Below are 16793 nucleotides of genomic sequence, written 5' to 3'. Positions count from 1 at the left end.
TTGTGACCAAAAATGAGGAAATGTTTGTCACTCGAACCGCGAAAGGAGGGGCCGTGCGCAAAAACGAGGTGGAGGCGCTGGCCCTCGATGCTCTCGACCTGGTGCGCAACGGGCTTTTGGTAAACCTGCGCTTCATGAGCGCAGCCTTTGCCCGACTCGCGCCCCTGCCCATCCCCGGCGCTACGCTCGCCACCGATGGCGCGCATTTGCGGTTCGACCCCGTCACCTGGGCGCGCACCTACGCCAACGACCCGGCCGAAGCTTCTCGCGCCTACCTGCACACGGTGCTTCACAACGTGTTTCTGCACCTTTACCCCGGAGCTGGCATCGATCCCCTTCTATGGGACATCGCCTGCGACATGGTGGTGGAATCGGTGATCGACCAGCTCGATCTTCCCGCCACGCGCACGGCCCAAGCGGCAGCCTCGCGTCCCGAGCTGGAGCGCATGGCCGAAGAGGCCGGCCTCATGACTGCCGAGCGCGTCTACGCTGCCCTGCGCGATCGACGCGCCGCCGGCGCAACCGACGACGAGCTCGCCCGCCTCGGCGCTCGCTTCCACGTGGACGACCATCGCCCCTGGCATGCCGTCATCATTGCCGAAGGAGAAGACGCATCGGGCAAAACGGGCGAGGCAACCGAAGGCGAGGGCCGCACGAGCGCTCCCGCCGCCAAGGCCGACACCTCAGGCACCGACATGGACATCCCCGATGAGGCCGCCGACGTTCCCTATTCCCACAAGGCGCACCGAGCGATGGACGCCGCCGACATCACCCAAAAGGACGCGCCCGAGAACGCCGCCCGCGCCATTGGCGAGCGCTTCGCCGACACCGTGCAGCTCGACCGCTCCCGCGAGCAGTGGGAAAACGCGGCGTTGGAGATGGGCATCCAGCTGGACGCCTACGCGAAGCTGTGGGGCATCGAGGGATCGAACCTCGCCATGAACCTGCGCAAAGTGACCCGTGAAAAGCACGATTATCGGGCCTTCCTGCGCAAGTTCGCCCGCATGGGCGAGCAGATCCGCGTGAACGACGACGAGTTCGATTACGTGTTCTACACCTACGGGCTCGAGCTGTACGGCAACCTGCCCCTCGTGGAACCAGTGGAATTTGCCGAGGAGAAGCGCATCCGCGACTTCGTCATCGCCATCGACACCTCGGCCTCCACGAAAGACGGCCTGGTGCGCAAGTTCATCGAGCGCACCTATTCTATCCTGGCTGACGAGACGAGCTTCTTCTCCCGCATGAACGTCCTCATTGTGCAGTGCGACGCCGCCATCACCGACGTGGCTCGCATCACCTGCCTACGCGATTTGGAAGACTATCTGGATAATCCCACGATCAAGGGCCTGGGGGGCACCGATTTCCGTCCCGTGTTCGCCTACGTGGACGAGGCGCTCGCGTCCGGCGAGCTGAACGATTTGGGCGGCCTCATCTACTTCACCGACGGTCAGGGCACCTACCCCGCGTGCCGCCCCGCCTACGAAACCGCCTTTGTGTTCCTCGATTCCGACGATGCCGCAGCCTCGGCCCCCGTGCCGCCCTGGGCCATGAAAGTGATCCTGGATGAAACCTTCGTGCTAGAGGATGAGCCCCTCTGACGGCCCTCTCCCCCGCTATTTTCCGAGCCGCACCCTTCCGTTCCCCGACCCGCGCACCCGCAAAGGAGCCCCTATGAACATCCGCGAAGCAAAACAGCAGATCAAAAACGCCATGGTCGCCTATTTCACTAAAGACGAGTTCGGCAACTATCTTCTGCCGCCCGAGCGCCAACGTCCGGTGTTCCTGCTGGGCGCGCCGGGCATCGGCAAGACGGCCATCATGGAGCAAATCGCTCAAGAACTGGAAGTGGGGTTCGTGTCCTACTCCATGACCCACCATACCCGCCAAAGCGCGCTGGGCCTGCCGTTCATCGCGACGAAAACCTATGACGGCGTGGAATACCAGGTGTCCGAATACACCATGAGCGAGATCATCGCCTCGGTCTATGAGGCGATGGAGGCCACGGGGCGCCGCGAGGGCATTCTGTTCCTCGACGAGATCAACTGCGTATCGGAGACGCTCACGCCGGCCATGCTGCAGTTTCTGCAATACAAGATCTTCGGCCGCCATGCCGTGCCCGACGGCTGGATCGTCGTGACGGCCGGCAACCCGCCCGAGTACAACCGCACGGCCCACGACTTCGACATCGCCACGTGGGATCGCCTGAAGCGCATCGAGGTTGAGCCCGACTACGACGTGTGGCGCGAGTTCGCCGTGTCGGCCGAAGTGCATCCGGCGGTCATCACCTACCTGGACATCGAGCGCTCCCACTTCTACGCCGTGGAAGCCTCCCCCGACGGCGCGTCGTTCGTGACGGCCCGCGGCTGGGACGATCTGTCAGCGATGATCAAGCTCTACGAGGCCCAGGGGCTCACCGTTGATGAGCTGCTCGTGGAGCAGTACGTGCAGAACGGCGAGATCGCAAAGCGGTTCGCCATGTATTACGACCTGTTCACGAAGTACCGCAGCGACTACCAGATCGATCGTATCTTGGACGGCAGCGCCGATGCCGGCCTGGCCGAGCGGGCCGTGGCGGCGCCCTTCGACGAGCGCGTGGCCGTCATGGGGCTTATCGTGGACGCCACGGTGAGCTGCTTGCGCGAGGCGGTTATGGAAGAGAAAGCAGCCGCGTTCACCCATGGCGCGCTGGCCGATTTGAAGGAGCGCCTGGCCGCCGAAGGCGTGGCCGAAGACGCCGACGCGTCCGCGCTCATTCGCGCCACGGCCACCGAGCTGGCGCGCACCCGCGACACCGAACGGGCTGCGAGCCTGCTTTCCGACGAGCGCTACCGCTCCTTCGAGCGGACCATCGGCCTTCTTGACGAGGTGCTGCGCACGGGAGCCGATACACCCGAGGGCGCCACATTCAACCTGCTGCGCGAGCGCTTCAACGAGCGGCTCGACGAGCTGGACGCGGCCATCGACGAGGCGACGGCCGCCCTCGATAACGTGTTCAAGTTCGTGGAAGAGGCCTTCGGCGAGGGGCAGGAGATGCTCATGCTGGTGACCGACTTGTCCGTGAGCCGCGCCGGCATGGCCTTCATCAACGACCACGGCTGCGACCGCTACTTCGCCCACAACCAGAGTCTCCAGTTCTACGAGCGCGGTCACGACCTGGCCGCCCGCATCGACCGCATCACGCTGGAAGAGGAGTAGCCCCCAGCGCGACCGCAGCGCCTTGCCCCGGCAAAGGATCCAAGCCACAGCAAGAGCAAGGCCGCGATCCCGGAAGGACCACGGCCTTGCCGCAGGCGACGCGTCGCCTATGGGAGAAAGCCCCGGGGCGCCCGATCACCCGGCGAGCGCCGCCATCGCGCTACGAGCACAGCACCGGCAGCGCCGCCATCTCGCTACAGGTACAGCACCGGTAGAGCCGCCAGAATGACCAGCAGACGCAGCATGAAACCACCCACAAGGACACCGCCCTCGCCGATGACGCTCACTACCATAGAGGTGGTGGAGGTCTCCACCTTTCGCGTGACAAACACCGGGTAGCCCTCGATGGCAAACGGCGCCACCAGGCCAAGCAGCACCAGACCGCCCCAGAACATTGGCGCATACTGGCCCGACACGAGCGAGGCAACCGATGCGGCGCCCTCGGGACTGCCCGAGCTCACGATGATGAGCATGGTTGCAAGCACCACCATCTCGATAGCCGACAGAATCACGTGGCTCTTCTTGATGAGCCACATCTGCTCGAAGCGCTCACGATCGGTGATAAGGCCCACCAAGCTCGTAGCCGCCAGACCCGCCGACAGAGCCGACACCACGAACAGCACCGGCAAAATGGCGTTGTTCCACAGCGGGTAGGCGCTCACGACCCCCAGCAGAAAGCCGGTGTAGGCCGCCACGCAGAACGCGGATACGATACCTGTCCAGGTGAGCCACTTCGGCACCGGGCGACGCAGCACCTCAAGCAGCGCCGCGGCAATGGACACCGGCATGAACACGCAGATGAAGTACACGCCCAGCGTCATCACCGAGCCCGGGTTCATAATAAGATAGAAGAACCGCAGCGGGTTGTGCAGCCCGGCCTCGGCGTCCAACATGAGCATGAGCAGACCGATGCCCAGAAAGATGGGCGAGATAATGCGGCCCGCGACGCGCATCTTCACGCTGTCGGGATACTTCGCCTCCACAAAGGCTGAAGTGAGGAAGGCGCCGGCCGATGCGCCCGCCAAAAACAGGTACCAAGCGATCATAGATCCCCAAACCATTGATCATCACCTCACGTAGTAGATTTTCGCGGTGGTCAGGTCGCCCGCCAGCGGCTGGGCATTGGTGCGAGCGATTTCCTGGCAGATCTCGCTCTGCGGATCGTCCAGGTCGCCAAACAGGCGAGCGCCGGAGATGCAGGTGCCCACGCAACGCGGCGGGTTGCCCGGCTCGCCCTCGTACCAGCAGAAGCGGCATTTCTCGATAACGCCGGTCTTCTTAATCTGGATGCGGGCGCCGTAGGGGCAGGCGGCCATGCAGTACTTGCAGCCGATGCATCGTTCCTCGTCTACCAGCACCACGCCCGAGTCGGTCGTATAGGTGGCATGGGTGGGACACACCGCCTCGCAGGGAGCGTCCTCGCAGTGCATGCACTGCACTGGCACCACTTCCGCATACACGTTGGGGTAGACCCCCTGCTCCATCTCGTCGAATTTGATGAACGCCTCATCGGACTCGAGCCCGTTCACCATCTGACAGGCCACGCGGCAGGCGTAGCAGCCAACGCACTTCTTCGTGTTGATGAGCATTCCGTAACGGGCCATCAGCCTTCCACCTTCCTAACCTTCACCGCTACCTCCTGGCTCATGGTGGAGCCTACGCCGGGTTCCAAATGCAGCGGAACGAAATCCATCATGTTGAGGCCAAAACCCTGGGCCCGAGTGAGATAGGGCGATGTGCCGCCGTAATGGGTGGGCAGAAACAGCACACCGGGCTTCAAGCGCTCGGTCACCTTCACAGCTACCTGGCCTGAGCACTCGCTGGAGGAAAGCTCCACCGTATCGCCGTCGACAATGCCCAGATCCGCGGCATCGGAGGCAGCCATCCAGAGCCGCTCGAGCTGATATTCCCGGGAGATGGCATTCAGCGCCTCCAGGTTCAGCGTCATGGTGTGGGAGTGGATACCCTGCTTGCCGCCGATGAGGGAGAACTCGCCCTCGGCCGGCTCCACCAGACGCGGCACGTAACCGATAACCGGGTTCAAGCCCGCTTCCGCCACCTTCGCCGAGGCGAACTGGAACTTTTCCGTCGGAGTCTTGAACGTCGGCGTGCCGAACGCGAAGCCGGGGTCAGCCAATTCCACGATACCGGCCTCGCGCACCTCCTCGATCGAGGTGCCCACGCTGGCCAGCTGCGCCTCGGCCAGCTCCTCCACGGTGAAGTCGAAGTACTCGCCCACGCCGCACGCCTCGGCCAGCCCGGCGAAGATCTCGTCGCAGGGGCGCGTCTCGGGATGGATGCGCTCGATGACGGGGATGCGCAGTGCCACATAGTGCTTCTTGCCGCCGATGAACTCGGGCAGCTCCAGGCGCTCCAGCACCGTGCACTCGGGCAGCACGTAGTCCGACGCCAAAGCAGTCTCGCTCATTTGCACGTCGATAGTCACCACGAGCTTCGCCTGGGAAAGCGCCTCGCGCCACTTCGCCGGCTGGGCGTACCCCTGCACAGCGTTGGAGTTGTAGAAGAACACGCCCTGGATGGCGCCATCGGCGCAGCCGTTCAGCACAGCCAGGTTGGTGCCGGTGCCCGAGAGCGCCAGCGGGTACTCGGCGTCGCCCAAACGCTTGGCGGCCGGCTTGGGCACCTCGGGGAACTTCACCGGATCCACGTCGCCCGCCTTGGGCGAAGAGGTGATGAGCGCTCCACCCTTCTGCCCCCAGCAGCCAAGAAGCGCATTCACGGCGCACACCGCGCGAGCCGTCTCGAAGGAGTTTTGATAGGCGCAGCCGAACGCTGCCCGCCAGGAAGGCTCGATAGCGCAGGCCGGTGCGGCGGCGGCCAGCGACTCGGCGATTTCCACGATGGTATCGGCCGGCACATCGCAGATGCCCTCGGCCCATTCCGGCGTGTACTCGGTCACTTGAGCAGCGAACTCCGGGAAGCCCACGGCGGACTGCTCAACGAACGCGTGATCGTACAGGTCGCGCGTCACCAGCACGTTCGCGATGCCGAGCAGGAACGCGATATCAGCGCCGGGCCTGATAGGCACCCAGTCGGTAGCAAAGACGCCGGTGTTGTTCAGGCGCGGATCCACGATGACCACCCGCGCCCCGCCCTCGGCCGCTCCGGCCAAGCTCTTCACCGAGGAGGGACGGATGCCATCGCCATAGCTGCGGCCGATGAACACCACCATTTTGGTGTTGGGGAAGTCCACCGAGAAGTTCTGGGCTCCCGTGGCTTCCTGAATACCGCTCTCTTTCGACAGATTGCAGGCAGCGGCATGGGTGTACACGTTGGGTGAGCCGAGCGCGTTCATGAAGCGCTTGCTGTAGTACTTGCCCGAGGGGCGCGGATCTTGGATGATGGCCAGCGCCTCGGGGCCGGCCTCGGCGATGATCTCCTGCACCTTCGCGCCAATTTCGGACAGAGCGTCATCCCAGCTGATAGGGACGAAGCTGCCGTCGGCGGCGCGCTTCATAGGCTGAGTCAGCCGGCCGTCGGAATAGGCCCACTGAGCCGCGCCGTGACCGCGACCGCAGAGCGTTCCCTTGGAATAGGGGTGCTCCTTCATGCCCTCGACGGTCCACAACCGCCCGTCGAGAGCGGTGGCGATCAGGCCGCACTTGCTGGAGCAGCCGTTGCACAGCGATGCGCCCTGAATCTTGGCCGCGCCCGTGGCGGCGGCCTCGGCCTGCTCGGCCCGCCACGCGGCCACCGAGCAAGTGCCCACAGCAGCCAGCGCAGCGGTGGCGGCGGTACCCTTCAGGAAGGTTCGCCTGGTGGGATTGCAGTGCATTAAAGCCTCCTTCTCTTGCATATCTGCTTTCTCCTTGTCTGGGGAAGTCCTCGGTTTTTACCGAAGGGACACGGATAGGTCTCGGACGGCCGCCGCGAGAGCTACCGCCAGCTCGCGCCCATGGGCCAGAGCGCGAGCCAGCTCGTCGGTACGAGCCGAGGGGGGCGCCGACGAGAGCGCGGCCGCATGGGCGAGCAGGGTTTGCTCGTAAGCGTCCAGCCAGTCGAAATGCTCGGACAACAGCGCAAGAGCAGCCTCATGGTTTCCCGCATCGACGCACAGGGCCACCACCTCGGTCATGAGCGTCACATGGTCGGGCATGGCGCAAAACTCCATCGGCACCTCAAGTTCGAGAGCGCGATAAAGAGCCCGCATGTGCTGGGCGCTGTCACCGAGGAGCAGATGCCGGGCCGCACCAAACTCAGCCGAGACCCCTCTGCGGCGCTCCCGTCCATCGGCCCAAGGCTTATAAAGCGATTCGACGGGCACCGCCGCCGCGGGAGCGCCCAAGGTGAGCACCTCGTTCTCGAGTCGGCAGCGCACGGCGCCCGCCGGCGTCGCGGGCGCTATCGCTAAATCGGCCGCTGTCGCACGGGCCGCCTCGTACGCCGCTTCATAGTCATCGCCCCATCGCGAGAACAGAGCCCCAATGGTGCTCAGGTAGGCTGCCTTGGCGCAGACGTTCACCCGTGCGGCATCGCGCACGACCTCTCTCTCCGATGTTTGCGCGGTCGCACGCGCAGCCCCGCCTCTTGTCTCTTGCATTTCGCACCTCCTTCCGTTGGCGCTCCATGCTAGAATCGTCGGCTATGCGCCATATCATCAGTTTCTGATGATTTACCGAGACGCAAGTCAGTCATAACAGAGGACGCGACAGGGAAACGCCCAGTTCACACTGGCAATGGAGAAGGAGGAGCAGGGCCGTGACAGCAGTCCGCGATGCACCATCGGCCGCTATCGAGCCGCTTCACCGCTTTCTGCACCTGTGCTATCTCGGCCTCGCGTTTTTCTGGGCCTGCAGCATGCTCACCTTCCGCAGCTCCATCCTGCTCACCGGCGCGGCGGACACGCCCCAGTACAATACGTTGATCGTCGTCGTATCGTTTTTGGCAAACATGACCGTGCTCTTAGGCGTGTCGGCCCTTGTAGAGCGGGCGCCGGAAAATCTGGCGAAACTCTCGCCGTGGCCCTTCTGCGGATGCATCCTTGTCGGCATCGCGGCTATCGGCGGCGCCGGCATATGGTTTGCCGGCCCAGCGCTTTCCGCATCACTCGTGATCGGCTCGACGCTATGCGGCGTCGGCTTCGGCTACCTATGGGGGAGCTGGGCGGACGTGCTCGGACGCGTGCATCCCTCGCGCACGGCCCTGTATGCCCCGGCGTCGTTCTTGCTCACCACCATCATCTTTCTCGCCGTCGACTCCCTCGTGGCCCTCACTCCCTTTCCGCCCCTTGCGCTCATGGCTCCCCTGCCAATAGCCTCGGTTCTCTGCCTGAAGCGCTGCCGTACCGAGAGCAGCCAGCCGTCGGTTCTCCTCGCGCCCCACCGAACCGAGTCTCAGCGCTACCTGGCGGCTCTCACCACCCTCGTGCCGCTCATCATCGCCGCCCTCGTTTTCTCCTGCCTGTTCGGCTTTATGTGGGAGACCGCCGTGCTCAGCGTGAACTCCGCGAGCACGGCCCATGAACTGCCCCTCGTGCTGAATTTCGTCGTTGCAGTGCTTCTTTTGGCCTTCACGGTTGCCTTGCAGCGGCGAGTAAACCTGTCGCTAGTCTACCAACTGCTTATCCCCATCGCCATCGTGCTGTTCGCGGCGCTGCCGTTTTTCTGGAATGTTCACCCCGTAGTGCTGAACGCAATCATGAGCGCCGTACATGGGGTCTTCGACGTGGTCATCTGGTACCTGGTAGCCACAGCTGCCTACGATTACGCCGTATCGGGCTTCGTTATAGGGGGCCTGGTGAGGGCGCTGTCCATTCTCGCACGGCTCGTGGGCATCGGCATCGGGTATCTGATCATGCTCCTCCCCGAAGTGGCTGGCTGCGCTGTAGTGGGCGTGTGCATCGGAGCGGTGTACCTGCTCGTCATCCTGCTATGGTTTCTCTGGCACAACGCCAAACGCTCGGTTCCGGGCGAGGAGGCAGAAGGGAGAATGGCGATTGGCGAGGCGACCGGCGACGGCAACGCGAATCCTCATTCGAGCGTCTCAGATCCATCGTCGGTCTTAGCTGCCCCAACAGCCGTCAAGGCAACCGACAAAGCAGCTGCCGACCCTGCCAGCACCTCTCCCGTTGCGGAGTCCATCAGCACTTCTGCGACCGGCGAGATCGATGGGGCCGAAGCCATTAACAGCGAAGAGGTCGTCTTCGCGCTCCTCGCCGACGACTACGGCCTCACCCGTCGCGAGGCCGAGGTGCTCCCCTACCTCGCCCGCGGCCGCTCCGCAAAGGTCATCGCCGAAGCGCTCTTCGTCTCGGAATCCACCATCCGCACCCACACCCGCCGCATTTTGGAGAAGACCTGCCTGCATTCCAAGCAGGAACTCATCGATCTCGTTGAGAAGTATTAGAAGCCGGCGGTGGTGCGCGCCGCTTGGTGCACCAGTCGACGCGCACCACCAAGCCGTCTAAAGCCTTGGCGCGACACCACGCGCAACCAGAACCTGCGGCTCTACGAGCGCGGTCATGACCCGGCCGCCCGCATCGGGCGCATCACACTGGAAGAAGAGCGTCTAAAAGCACCATCGATCCGAAATGTGCAAAATGAGCCATTTCTCGTAGCTATTGGCGGCAAATGCGAAAAGTTTTCCCTGTTCACGCTAAACGGTTCAAGCCCTCCCGGCACAAAATCCTACGAGAAGTACCCTGTTTTGTGCATTCGAGGCTTCCCCATAATCCGCAGGGACTACTCCCGTTGGTGTATCTGCGTGGGCCGGTCGTGATTGGGGGTTGCCGAGGTCATTGGGACGTGCTGGGGCGTGATAGTGTGCACTCCAGCACATGACCGACCCCCTTTCAGAAGGAGATCACCAATGACCAACTTGAACACCACTCCGAACCCCTTCGGCAAGCATTCGTTCCGCGACAACGCCGTCGACTCCGCCGCGAACCAGACCTACGAGTTCGACATCGACGGCTCCGTGGCCGCCAGCGTCGAGAACACCGCCACCGCCAAGCCGAAGTTCGGCCGCCGCTCCTTCCTCACCGGATTCGCCGGCGCCGCGCTCGCCTGCATGCTCGCCTTCGGCGTGCAGGGCGCCATCATCGATCCCGCCACCGCCGAGGCCACGGGCACCCCTTCCGCTACCCAGACTGTCATCAACACCAACGATGACGCGACCCTGGCTGAGGCTGTGGCCGCCAAGTGCCTGCCGTCCGTGGTATACGTGGAGACCTACGCCGATGCGGGCGGCCAGCTCCAGGGCTTGGGTACCGGCTCGGGCGTCGTGATGACCGAGGACGGCTACCTCATCACCAACAACCACGTGGTCGACGGCGGCAGCGCCTATAAGGTGACCATCTCCGGCAACACCTACGACGCCGAGCTGGTGGGTACTGATCCCTCCTCCGACGTGGCGGTGTTGAAGGCCAAGGATGCCAGCGGCCTCACCCCCATGGAGATCGGCGATTCGGACAACCTGACCGTCGGCGAGTGGGTCATGACCTTGGGCGCCCCCTTCGGGCTCGAGCAGTCGGTGGCCACGGGCATCGTGTCCGCCACGAGCCGCTCGCAGATCATGGACGCGAGCGAGTCGATGCAGTCCGGCGGCAGCGGCGAGACCACTATCTATCCGAACATGATCCAGACCGACGCGGCCATCAACCCGGGCAACTCCGGCGGCGCGCTTGTGGACGACGAGGGCAAGCTCATCGGCATCAACACGCTGATCACCTCGTATTCCGGCAACTACTCCGGCGTCGGGTTCGCCATTCCGGTGAACTACGCGGTGAACCTCGCCCAGCAGATCATCGCCGGCGAGACCCCCACCCACGCCCAGCTCGGCGTGAGCCTGTCCACGGTGAACGACCAGGCGGCTGCCAGCTACGGCCTCGCGGCCGAGTCCGGCGCCTACGTGGCCGCCGTCTCCCAGGGCTCCGGCGCCGAGGCGGCCGGCCTCCAGGAGGGCGACATCATCACGGCCCTGGACGGCGAGTCTGTGGAAGGTGCCTCCGACCTCATGCTGGCCGTGCGTGGGAAGAACCCCGGCGACACCGTGAAGCTGACGGTGAACCGCAACGGCCAGGAGCAGGAGATTTCCGTGACTCTGGGCGACGATGCCGCCAGCCAGAAGGCCGCCGCGGAGCAGAAGGCCCAGCGGGAGCAGCAGATGCCCGAGCAGGGTCAGGACTTTGGCCGGGGCTACGGCGATGGTTACGGCAACGGTTACGGCTGGGGCTACGGTGACGGCTACGGCCAGGACGGCGGTAACGGGTACGGCTACGGCGATGGCTACGGCAACGGCCTGAACTTGGACGACCTGTTCGGCCAGCGCTAAGCCGCCGTGGCGCCTTACGCGTCAAGCATGCCGACAGAAGGGACTCACGATTCCCTCGCAGCAGGGGCGACCACCAGGCCGCCCCTTTTCTATTGAAAGCTCTGCGATTGAATGCTCTTTACTCAGCGCTGAGCACTTCCAGATTGCCACTTATGATGTCGAAGGTGAGATCGCAGGAGTGCGACGGATCTCCAGCGGAATCGGCGAAGTCGTTCGTGAAGTTCCCAGAGGTTTTATCCACCTGCGCCGTCAGCGCGGTATCGGCCGGAAGCTCCAAAACGATGTGTCCGGAGGCGAGCGATCCAGAGATGGTCTCCGGGGCCGACAAGCACGGGCCGAAGTAGAACTCCCCTGAAGCCTGATCGATGTGCAGCGTCTTGGCGATAGAGCCTTCGTAAGCGACATTGCCACTTGCGAGGCTCAGCTCAAGGTCGGTCACCGACATCTGGCTCACTGAGACGGAACCCGAGGCGACATCGAGTTCCATTTTCTCGCACAGCATGGCGTCGGCCCCGTCGATGCCGTACTCACCCGAGGCCGCCTCAAGAACGAAGCGCTCAAGAGACGCCGCCGATTCGGGGATAAGCACCTCCACGTCCTTGCTGCCCCATGTGCCGAGCGAGCATCCCGATAGGCCGCCGTTGCCCTCCATATAGTTGATGGAAAGCACACCGCCATTCGTGCTGCAGGCCATAACGGGTTGCGGGCCGCCGTGCATGGTCTCGTTCACGACAATTTTGCCGTCGGTCTCGCCGTCGGCCACCACGCGCACGGAACCCGACCCGGCGAGCCAGTTCAACTCGATAACGTTTACCTCGCTGGCGTCGATTTCGAAATGGCTGCCCTCGGAAGTCGACGCAACACCGCCGCGCACACCGCTGTGCAGCGTCGCATCCTCCACCTCGCTCGCGGCATCACCCGCATATCCGGCCATCTCGCCGACCGCATCTCCAGCATATCCGGCGATCTCGCCCATGGCGTTCCAGCCCACACAACCCATCAAGCCACCGGGCGCAAGCAGCGAGCCGCCCCAGGGAACGATGCCGCGACAGCCGCCGAAGAACCCACACACCCCCAGGCAAAGCAGCACGATGAGCGCGATCTTCACATAGGTGCTCCGTTCCAGTTTCATTGGGCGCCTCCTTCTGAGGAGGAATCACTTTTCGCCGCGACGTCCTGGCGTTCGGCCAACCATGTCTGATAAGCCGGATCAGCCTCCAAGGTGTTCACCACCCAATAGTAGAAGGGAATGGTGAGGAAGATCACCCAGCCGGGATGCCACCAGCCGAAGCAGAAACCAGCAAGTAGGAAGATGACCGCGCACAGAAGCGGGTAGGGAAACGACTGCAGCGGATCTTTCGGTTGGGGCGTCGGTGGCGGCGCAATGGGCACCGAGGATGCCGGCGGAATGGAACCCGGTGGGCAGGAGCCAGGAGGGTAGGCACCCGGGCTCTGCGGCGATGCCGGCGAACCGTGCGAAGACGCGCCAGGGCCATAGCCCGCACTCGGTGGCCGATGGCCCGGCGCTCCGTATGTGGAAGGCGAGAACCCGTGCGGCGCCCCTTGGCCGGAAGCACCGGCCTGTCCAGGGGACGGAGCAGGCGGCGGGAAGCCTCCCGACGTCGCAGCGGGCGCGCTCACTTCCACGACCACTTTCGGCACGTCGGGCGCCTCAGCTGCCGTCGCAGCCGCCGCTTCGGCCCGCGCCGCAGCCGCCAGGGCCGCCTCCGCCGCAGCAGCGGCCTCGGTTTCCACCGATTCGGCGCGCTCCTGGGACTCAAAGCGCACATCGTCGGCCACCTCGGGGCTCACGCGCAGAAGCTCATCCAGGGTCACCTCGTACAAGTCGGCCAAGGCAATAAGGTTTCCCATATCGGGTGCCGACTCGGCCCGCTCCCACTTGGAAACGGCCTGGCGCGACAGCCCCAGCTGCTCGGCCAGCCCCTCTTGGGAGAACCCGCGCTCACGGCGCAATTCGGCAAGGCGTTGGGCGATTTCGACGTTCATCACGGTTCCCTTTCGCGTCTTGTTCGTCACATCTCGCCTTTCACCCTATGGTTTCAACCCTGGTTGCACCAGCACCTTATGTGGTCAATTTACCAGAACCGAGCGAAAAATCTCCGACAACCACTGGTTGCCCCACCCACGAACAGGTAATTTGCGCTTCTTCCAAGCCGCCAGCCCACGACCACTCGCACCTCCTTCGCAGCGCAAGTCACCAACCTCATCGGTCACAGCGGATACTCGAGCAGATCCTCGATGCGGCAACCCAGCGTCTGAGCGAGCCGATAGAGCGATGCGCCCTGGCCGTGATTGATGTTCTTGCAGCGCTGCTCATACTGCTGAATCGCCCTCAGCGACACGCCCGACTTCTCCGCCAGCGCCACCTGGGAAAGACCCCTTTGCTCGCGCCACGATTTCAAAGGAGCACCCCGCCGGGCCACGCGCTCCTCGATCACTTCAACGAACTTCTGCTCTGCTGCTTCGTGGAGCGGCCAATACAGCGTGCGGATTTCCTCCATAGTCGTTACGCGACCTATGGTTCGGAACGGGCGGCCCGTCTCCCACTGCCAGTAGGCCAGAACCCAACCGCACCAATAGTCGGGCCCTTCCCCGTCGGACGCCATATCGGCCAGAGGCACGCCGATATCCAGCCCGGCCCGATAGCACACGTCAAGCACCAGTTCGATGCCCGACGAACCGCTCACATAGCGCGGGGCCCCGGCGCCGAACGCATCGGCAACCCCTGTCGCTACGAACATTTCAAAGAACTGGTCGAGCCCCAAGTTGACACGGTTGGCCGCGCAATCGAATGCCTCGCCCAGCGCTTCCATGGCATCGAACAGATAATCTTCGCTATAGGCCTGCAAGATCGGTCACCTCTTCTCGCAAAAGGTCGCGCAAGAAAATACCGTCGATGCCCTGCCGGGCAGCCTCCTCGCGATAGAGCGCCCGCGCCTTCTCGTCGCGCTCCTTCCGCTTAGGGTAGTAAACGGCGCTGGGCGCCACTGTGGCTTCGACGAACTCGATGGCCTTGAATGCCTCCGGGCTCTTGAGTACGATCTGCTGGCCCAAATCACCGAGATGCAAAGCCCGCGTCAACTGCTCCAAAGAAATATCGTTTCGCAAAAAGGCGCGGGCGAAGGTGAAGTAACTGTCATCAGCACGGTGCCCCACGATAACGTCGAACGACTCCGCATCCAGCAGGTAGTGGGCACGAAGAAACTCGCTACCCGCTTGAGCCACCGGGGTGCGCAGATCGATCTTGCGATGCTCCAGCAACAGCGCCAGCCAATGAAGCGTCGAGTATTCCGGAGAGGAAAGTTCAAGAACCTTAAGGCCGCGGCCATCGAAGCGATACTCGTTAGCGTAGCCGTCGTAGCCTTCTTCGGAGCAGGCCCACTCGCGCGCCAATTCGATATGCTCGGTGCAATAAAACCCGCGGCCGTAGTCGTTATATGGCCTACCACCACCGTAGAAAGGATGCGCCACTATTTGAGGCGATCCATGAAATAGGGTCATAAGTTCCATGGTTTACCTATCTCTCCAGAGATACTTCCAGAAGTATAACATGAATATCTCTGGAGAGATAGTCTAGGGTGCAGAGCAAAACCTCACTTGATTTGTCGCGAATAGTTAGGCGACCTCTTCCTTGCAAGCGTTGCCCTTGCGGGCGTTCCACCATTTGGAGAGCTGGACGATGATGACCTCCACGAGCGGAATCGTGAGGAAGATGACCCAAGCGGGGCCATGCCAATGAACATCGACGAAGGTCATCCAAAGGAACCAGGCGATCGCACCAATAGGATACAGCGCGCACAGCATGGGAGCGATGCGGCGAGATGCGACTGCCGCGCCCACAACGTAATACACCGGAATGAGGAACAGCAGAAACAGCGTCGGCCCCCAGATACCGCTGAGCATACCGAAGGCAAGATACGCCACAATCACCAACGCCCAAAAGGGAAACTTCAGCCACTTTTTAGCTCGCTCGGCATTGAAGTCATCGGGCGACACCCCGAAAGGATTGTCGCGCGTGAAGATATGCTCTGCCACCTCCGGATCCGTCGTGTTGACGCGCACGCCGTCCCAACCGACGTGCACCTCTTCGCCGTGGCGGTCGACCACGTGCACGCCCTCGGCCCAGGACACGTGCACATGGTCCTTGCCGTCGTCCACGTGAATGCCACCGGGTCCGAAGTGCACCTTGCCGCGGCCCTCCTTTTCGAAGTCAACGCCCTCGGCTGTCTCGGCATCACATGCATCGCCAACGCCACCGCCCTCTGGCGAAGCCGTCTCTTCCGAAGCTTCCGCGACGACAACCCTGCTCGCGCCACGCACTTCCGCGCGGTCGGCGGCTTCGAAGGCCACGTCGTCCTCGATGGACTCGTCCACGTACAAAAGCTCGTCCAGCGACACCCCGTAGAGCTTCGCCAGGGCAATGAGGTTGTCGGTGTCAGGCGACGACTCTGAGCGCTCCCATTTGGAAACAGCCTGGCGCGACACGCCCAACTTCTCCGCGAGGGCCTCCTGCGACAGCCCTGCAAGCTTTCGGCGCGCGGCCAAGCGCTCGGCGATTTCGACATTCATGGTGTGCTGCCTTTCTTCTGCGATTGCCTCTCAAAAACGCCTTGGAGCCTACCGAAAACCTCTTTGCCACGGAACCAATTCGCGTTGTCATTTTCCGCAATTATTGGTTGCGGAAGCGCTGAACTGGGAAAATACCCCAGCGGTCACCACACGCACGGCAGCATTCGCGCTCGCTAGCGGCCGTCCCGCAGTGCCTTCAGGCGCGCCAGGGTGTCAGCGGGGATGCGCTCGGCGACGGTGTTCTTGCGCGCCACCTTCGGGGTGTCATCCAAACGCGCATCTTCGTAGTACTCGCCCATCTCGTGGGAGAAGCCGTCGGCGCTCATGCGATCGACGCCGCCGCCGAACACCGTGTCTTGAATGGCCGCGTCGCTCGTGACCACCATGGTCTCCACCCCGCGCTTGCCCGCGTCGTAGGCCAGCTTCTCGATCACCTTGTCGGCCGACTGCCCCGCCGGGGAGAAGATCACCTGCACGCCGCCGATCTTCGTGCGCGAGCCTTCCGAAAGCTCGTTATCGGCGGCGTCGAAGACGATGATGGCGCCCATGTCGCGCCCGGCGTAGTTCACCACGTCGTTGATGAGCCGGTCGCGGGCGGCGTTGAAGAAGTCGTCGGTGTAGTCCTCGTCGGCCCGCGGCTGCCACCGGTACCGGCTGCCCGACCGCAGCACGTTGTACCCGTCAACGATGAGGAGTCTCTTGCGTTGCTTGGCCAT

Annotated in this window: 14 protein-coding genes; 4 read left to right on the top strand and 10 right to left on the bottom strand. The window is 63.3% G+C overall.

Going from position 1 to position 16793, the window contains the following annotated elements:
- Nucleotides 1-53: 53 nt before the first annotated feature.
- Entirely contained in the window at nt 54-1598 is a 1545-nt protein-coding gene (locus AEQU_RS00880; RefSeq protein WP_022738498.1) for a vWA domain-containing protein, read from the top strand.
- A gap of 73 nt (nt 1599-1671) precedes the next feature.
- On the top strand, nt 1672-3195 hold the full coding sequence (locus AEQU_RS00875; RefSeq protein ID WP_022738494.1) for an ATP-binding protein: 1524 nt from the start codon (nt 1672-1674) through the stop codon (nt 3193-3195).
- A 194-nt stretch (nt 3196-3389) separates the two neighbouring features.
- Here AEQU_RS00875 and nrfD read toward each other — a convergent pair whose 3' ends face one another.
- The 4 genes from nrfD to AEQU_RS00855 are packed head-to-tail and all read right to left on the bottom strand — an operon-like array spanning nt 3390 to nt 7756.
- Entirely contained in the window at nt 3390-4256 is an 867-nt protein-coding gene (gene nrfD, locus AEQU_RS00870; protein WP_022738490.1) for an NrfD/PsrC family molybdoenzyme membrane anchor subunit, read from the bottom strand.
- A gap of 6 nt (nt 4257-4262) precedes the next feature.
- Nucleotides 4263-4799 carry a 4Fe-4S dicluster domain-containing protein gene (locus AEQU_RS00865; protein WP_022738487.1) on the bottom strand — a complete coding sequence of 179 codons (537 nt, stop codon included), beginning with the start codon at nt 4797-4799 and terminating at the stop codon, nt 4263-4265.
- The gene (locus AEQU_RS00860; protein WP_022738483.1) at nt 4799-6991 is read right to left on the bottom strand and encodes a molybdopterin-containing oxidoreductase family protein; all 2193 of its coding nucleotides are present in this window, start codon (nt 6989-6991) and stop codon (nt 4799-4801) included. Before AEQU_RS00860 ends, AEQU_RS00865 begins: the two co-directional genes overlap by 1 nt.
- A 57-nt stretch (nt 6992-7048) precedes the next feature.
- Nucleotides 7049-7756: a molecular chaperone TorD family protein gene (locus tag AEQU_RS00855; RefSeq protein WP_022738479.1), complete on the bottom strand. Its 708-nt coding sequence runs from the start codon at nt 7754-7756 to the stop codon at nt 7049-7051.
- Between the two features lie 257 nt (nt 7757-8013).
- On the opposite strand from AEQU_RS00855, the gene AEQU_RS00850 reads away from it, so the two are divergent.
- Both AEQU_RS00850 and AEQU_RS00845 read left to right on the top strand, forming a co-directional pair.
- The gene (locus tag AEQU_RS00850) at nt 8014-9561 is read left to right on the top strand and encodes a helix-turn-helix domain-containing protein (RefSeq protein ID WP_117282262.1); all 1548 of its coding nucleotides are present in this window, start codon (nt 8014-8016) and stop codon (nt 9559-9561) included.
- 462 nt (nt 9562-10023) lie between these two features.
- On the top strand, nt 10024-11487 hold the full coding sequence (locus AEQU_RS00845) for a S1C family serine protease (protein ID WP_022738472.1): 1464 nt from the start codon (nt 10024-10026) through the stop codon (nt 11485-11487).
- Between the two features lie 118 nt (nt 11488-11605).
- Here the strand turns inward: AEQU_RS00845 and AEQU_RS00840 are convergent, their stop codons facing one another.
- From AEQU_RS00840 to AEQU_RS00815, 6 genes are all read right to left on the bottom strand, one after another.
- Nucleotides 11606-12619: a DUF4097 family beta strand repeat-containing protein gene (locus AEQU_RS00840; protein ID WP_022738468.1), complete on the bottom strand. Its 1014-nt coding sequence runs from the start codon at nt 12617-12619 to the stop codon at nt 11606-11608.
- Nucleotides 12616-13494 carry a helix-turn-helix domain-containing protein gene (locus AEQU_RS11645; RefSeq protein ID WP_051353353.1) on the bottom strand — a complete coding sequence of 293 codons (879 nt, stop codon included), beginning with the start codon at nt 13492-13494 and terminating at the stop codon, nt 12616-12618. Before AEQU_RS11645 ends, AEQU_RS00840 begins: the two co-directional genes overlap by 4 nt.
- 224 nt (nt 13495-13718) lie before the next feature.
- On the bottom strand, nt 13719-14357 hold the full coding sequence (locus AEQU_RS00830) for a helix-turn-helix domain-containing protein (RefSeq protein ID WP_022738461.1): 639 nt from the start codon (nt 14355-14357) through the stop codon (nt 13719-13721).
- A complete protein-coding gene (locus tag AEQU_RS00825; protein ID WP_041714291.1) occupies nt 14344-15018 on the bottom strand; it encodes a DUF3990 domain-containing protein in 675 nt (224 codons plus the stop codon). The genes AEQU_RS00830 and AEQU_RS00825 overlap by 14 nt, the downstream gene beginning before the upstream one ends.
- A gap of 105 nt (nt 15019-15123) precedes the next feature.
- Nucleotides 15124-16077 carry a helix-turn-helix domain-containing protein gene (locus tag AEQU_RS00820; RefSeq protein ID WP_022738454.1) on the bottom strand — a complete coding sequence of 318 codons (954 nt, stop codon included), beginning with the start codon at nt 16075-16077 and terminating at the stop codon, nt 15124-15126.
- Between the two features lie 173 nt (nt 16078-16250).
- Complete coding sequence (locus tag AEQU_RS00815) at nt 16251-16793, bottom strand: NYN domain-containing protein (RefSeq protein ID WP_022738451.1); 543 nt, start codon at nt 16791-16793, stop codon at nt 16251-16253.

This window comes from Adlercreutzia equolifaciens DSM 19450, assembly GCF_000478885.1.
GTDB classification, from domain to species: Bacteria; Actinomycetota; Coriobacteriia; order Coriobacteriales; family Eggerthellaceae; genus Adlercreutzia; species Adlercreutzia equolifaciens.
This window is presented reverse-complemented; position numbering and strand designations above follow the sequence as displayed.